We start from the raw sequence: 3848 nt of genomic DNA, 5'->3' as shown, positions 1-3848 counted from the left end.
ATTAGAAGGGTTTGGTTTAAAAATCTCATGATTTAAATAAAAACCAAAAATTAGATTTCCTGATTCGGCATGCTGCATAAAAGCATAATTGCTCCATGGTCCGCGGGTAACATACATTTCATTTGTAGTTGCATAAGGATCATCATCAACTAATTTAGCCAACTCAAAATCAAACGAGTAAAACATTTTATCTCCTGCATAAAAATCTAATCTATAATTTCCTGCACCCCATTGTGTTATAAACGATTCTGAATGTCCCACCCATTCACCATCTCGTTGGTAGCGGCTACTTGGTTCGTTGAATTTTGTTTTTTTTCCGTCATCAAAAACTTGATTTCCTGAATATTCAAAATAGTTCATGTATTGATTATCTTTAAAAACCTTAATTTTTAAATACTCCGCTTGGTCATAAATAGGATTTACTGTTTTCCCATCTACAGTTTTATTCGGAATAAAAGTTGCCGTATAACTATTAATTGTTCCTGCAGTAGTACCATAAAGTAGCGAACTAAAAGTAACGGCTGGCGTTTGTTTGAAAGTATTCCAATCTAATTTTAATCCATCGGAACCACTCGATAATTTCTTTTTTCCTCCTTTTACTACCTCTTTCCCTTTTTCCACAACTTCTTTGGTTTGAGAAGCCTGGTTTTTTGTTTTCTTTATTTTGTTTAATAATTGTGCATTAGTATTAACAAAAGAGAACAATACTAAGCCTAGAAGTACGACTTTTTTTTTCATTTTTTGCATTATTTATTATTAGTTATATGTAAAATCTCCTATTCTTAAAGAATTACAATGCAATAATAAATCAAAGCTAAATAGTAATTTTACCTAATGAATATATGTTGGGATTAAAAACAAATTCGTTGAATTTTGAGATACATTCGTTTTTACAAAAATCAGCATTTGAACACATTATAGAATAAAAAATCCCAAGCTCAAAAAAGAACTTGGGATTTTTTTACCAACCATACTGAAAAATCTAGTCTTTAATAATTTTTAATATTTTTCCTTCATTATTAGAAGTTACTTTCACCAAGTAAGTTCCGGGGGTTAAGTCAGAAACATCTATTTTGCCTTCAGTAGCGTTAATAGCTTTAGTAAGTACTTCTTGACCTAATAAATTAATTATAGAAACTGCTGTTATTTCATTATCAAAAGAAATATTTAAAACATCATTTACCGGATTTGGATATACTTTTAATTTGTTTATTGCGAAATCTTCGGTAGATAATGTGCTTGTTGGGCAAGGAAGTGTGCCAAATATATATGTATCGTTTGTATAACTACCATTTCCTAGTTGTCCAGAAGAATTGTACCCCCATGTGTGAAGGTTTCCGTTGTTTACAATAGCCGAAGAAAAATTATATCCAGTGCTAACGACAGTCCATCCATCTTCATTAAAAAGTAAACCCGGTGCTAAAACATCTGTATAAGTTCCATTACCTAGTTGCCCAGAATCATTTCGCCCCCAAGAAAAAATAGCACCATAATTTCTTGTAGCTATTACTTGATAACCTCCAGCAGATACTAAATCCCAGCTTGTTGCCGACCCTACTTGACTTGGATAGGCTCTATTTAACAAATCGTTTAAACCTAATTGACCATAGTCATTGCTTCCCCAAGTCCAAAGTGTACCATTTGTTTTAGTTGCTACAGTAAAATTAATACCTCCATCAATATTTTTCCAGTCGTTTGAAGTTCCTACTTGAACAGGTGTTGTTTTAGCAATAGTACTTTGATCTCCTAGTTGTCCGCTATTATTACTTCCCCAAGCCCAAAGTGTACCATTACTTTTAATAGCTAAGCTATGAGTATTTCCTGTGCCAATATTTACCCAATCAGCTGCTGTTCCTATTTGAATAGGTATATTTTTATTTGTTGTTGTCCCATCTCCTAACTGGCCATTTGTGTTGAGCCCCCAAGACCATAGCGTTCCATTTGTTTTAAGTGCAAGACTATGAAGCCCTCCAGCATTTATATTTTGCCAATTTGTTGCAGAACCTATTTGAACAGGCGTGTTTCTATTAATTGTTGTTCCATCTCCTAATTGACCATCTTGGTTATATCCCCATGCCCAAAGACTTCCGTCTGATTTTAGTGCAAGTACATGACCTGATCCACATGAAACATTCTCCCAATTATTGTCGACACCTATTTGAGTAGGTATATTAATATTTGATGCTGAAGGATGACCTAATTGACCATAATTATTTGCTCCCCACGACCAAAGTGTCCCGTCTTCTTTTATTGCTACGGTAAATTGTTGACCAGAACTTATTGTTTGCCAACAAAAAGAGGTCTCTGCTTGCAATGTTAAAAAATAACCTCCGTAAACCCATTCTGATTGTTCATTTCCACAAACAGAAGCAACCCACCAATGATAATCAGTATTGGGTGACAAACCATCTATTGAAGCGGATGTAGAAGTTGTATAACCATCTATACCGCCAATTTCATTTGTAGTATTGTACACATATATATAACCATCAGGGCTTGAAGTTGAAGGTGCTAACCAGTTAAGAGTTGCTGATGTTGCAGTGATGTTTTCTGTCCAAAACTGTGTTGGTGGATTACAAGTTGCCGTGTTTGACATTTTAACTAACCCAAGTTGCAATGTTCCTACCCAGATAGTTCCGGTAGCTTGCGTATTAACAGTACTAAAATAATTATCCGGTAAATCTGAATTAGAAGTAGTATAAGAAACACAATCCGTAAAGTTTTGTAAACCATCTCCACTAAACGCAATCCAAACTTTATCGTTGCTATCAACATCAAGAGCTTTTAATTGATAGCCTGCAAGACAAGAACTACCCTGATAATATGAGGCAAGGAAATCTCCAGCAATTGTAAAAGTAAATAAGTTATCAAAACCTGCAACATAAATCATGTCTCCCGAAGTTTTCAATATTTTATCGGTTCCTTGGTAAATAAAGTCATAATCAGAGCCGTTAAACTTGTACATCACGCCGTTATTAGTAACCCATATTCCGTTTGTTTCATCAATTTCAATAGAATTAATATTTGTTAGAGCATTATAAGTAGTCCAAGTGGTACCATCAAACTTTGTAAGTCCAAAATCGGTAACAGCCCAAAGATTATTTAAACCGTCTACCGCTATTAAGCTTACACCATTACTTGGTAATCCCGAATTAGTTGAGGTATAATTAGTCCAAGTAGTACCATTTAATAAGATAACTCCATTGTTTCCTGAGGCCATCCATTTTCTTCCCAAGCCATCAATTTCTACTTCTGATATAGCATTAGACGCAATCCCTGAATTACTTGTATTATAAATTGTCCAAGTAGTTCCGTCAAAAGTAGAAACCCCACTATATGACGAAATCCATAATAATCCATTGCTGTCAATCTTGACATCTCCAACGTAGTTACTAGCAATTCCTGAATTAGAAGTGTCATAAATAGTGTAGTCGTAGGTTTGTCCAAAAGACATAATAGAAACTAAAACTAAAATAAGTAAGTATAGTTTTTTCATAAAATTAAATAGTTTTTATTTATTAAGGTTAGGAATTTTAAAAAGAGGTGTAAATGTAATTCATTATTTCAGTTTTAAAACAGCTTTTGAAAATGTTTACACCTCTTTCTTTTTTTATTTTTCTAATTTCAAACAAACAAAATCATCCCATCCTTCAATTAATCTGGTAGGATCGGTCATTTTAGTTCTGTCTTGTTCATCGATGTAAACTATTTCATTGTTTTTTACATTGAATTTATAAACTCTTGGTGCTTTTTCATTAGAAAGAGTTAGCTCTATTTTGTAAGCTCCGTCTATTGAATCATTAAATTTCATTGCATCACCGATTGGTTTGTCAATTGGTCTTAATGCA

Annotated in this window: 3 protein-coding genes; all 3 read right to left on the bottom strand. The window is 33.5% G+C overall.

The window, feature by feature from the left end:
- On the bottom strand, positions 1-738 hold a 738-nt coding region (locus ACUSJC_RS16660), incomplete at its 3' end, for a hypothetical protein (protein ID WP_449270683.1).
- A 244-nt stretch (positions 739-982) separates the two neighbouring features.
- On the bottom strand, positions 983-3496 hold the full coding sequence (locus ACUSJC_RS16655) for a T9SS type A sorting domain-containing protein (protein ID WP_449270682.1): 2514 nt from the start codon (positions 3494-3496) through the stop codon (positions 983-985).
- Between the two features lie 114 nt (positions 3497-3610).
- Positions 3611-3848, bottom strand: a 238-nt coding sequence (locus ACUSJC_RS16650; protein ID WP_449270681.1) for a hypothetical protein, incomplete at its 5' end; no start/stop codon positions are given.

The sequence above is a fragment of the Flavobacterium sp. U410 genome, from assembly GCF_053570605.1.
The sequence above is the reverse complement of the archived record's forward strand: the minus strand, read 5'-3'. Positions and strand labels throughout refer to the sequence as shown.

Coding starts and splice junctions, on each gene's coding strand:
- ACUSJC_RS16655 (WP_449270682.1), bottom strand. CDS start 3,496: ATGAAAAAACTATACTTACTTATTTTAGTTTTAGTTTCTATTATGTCT.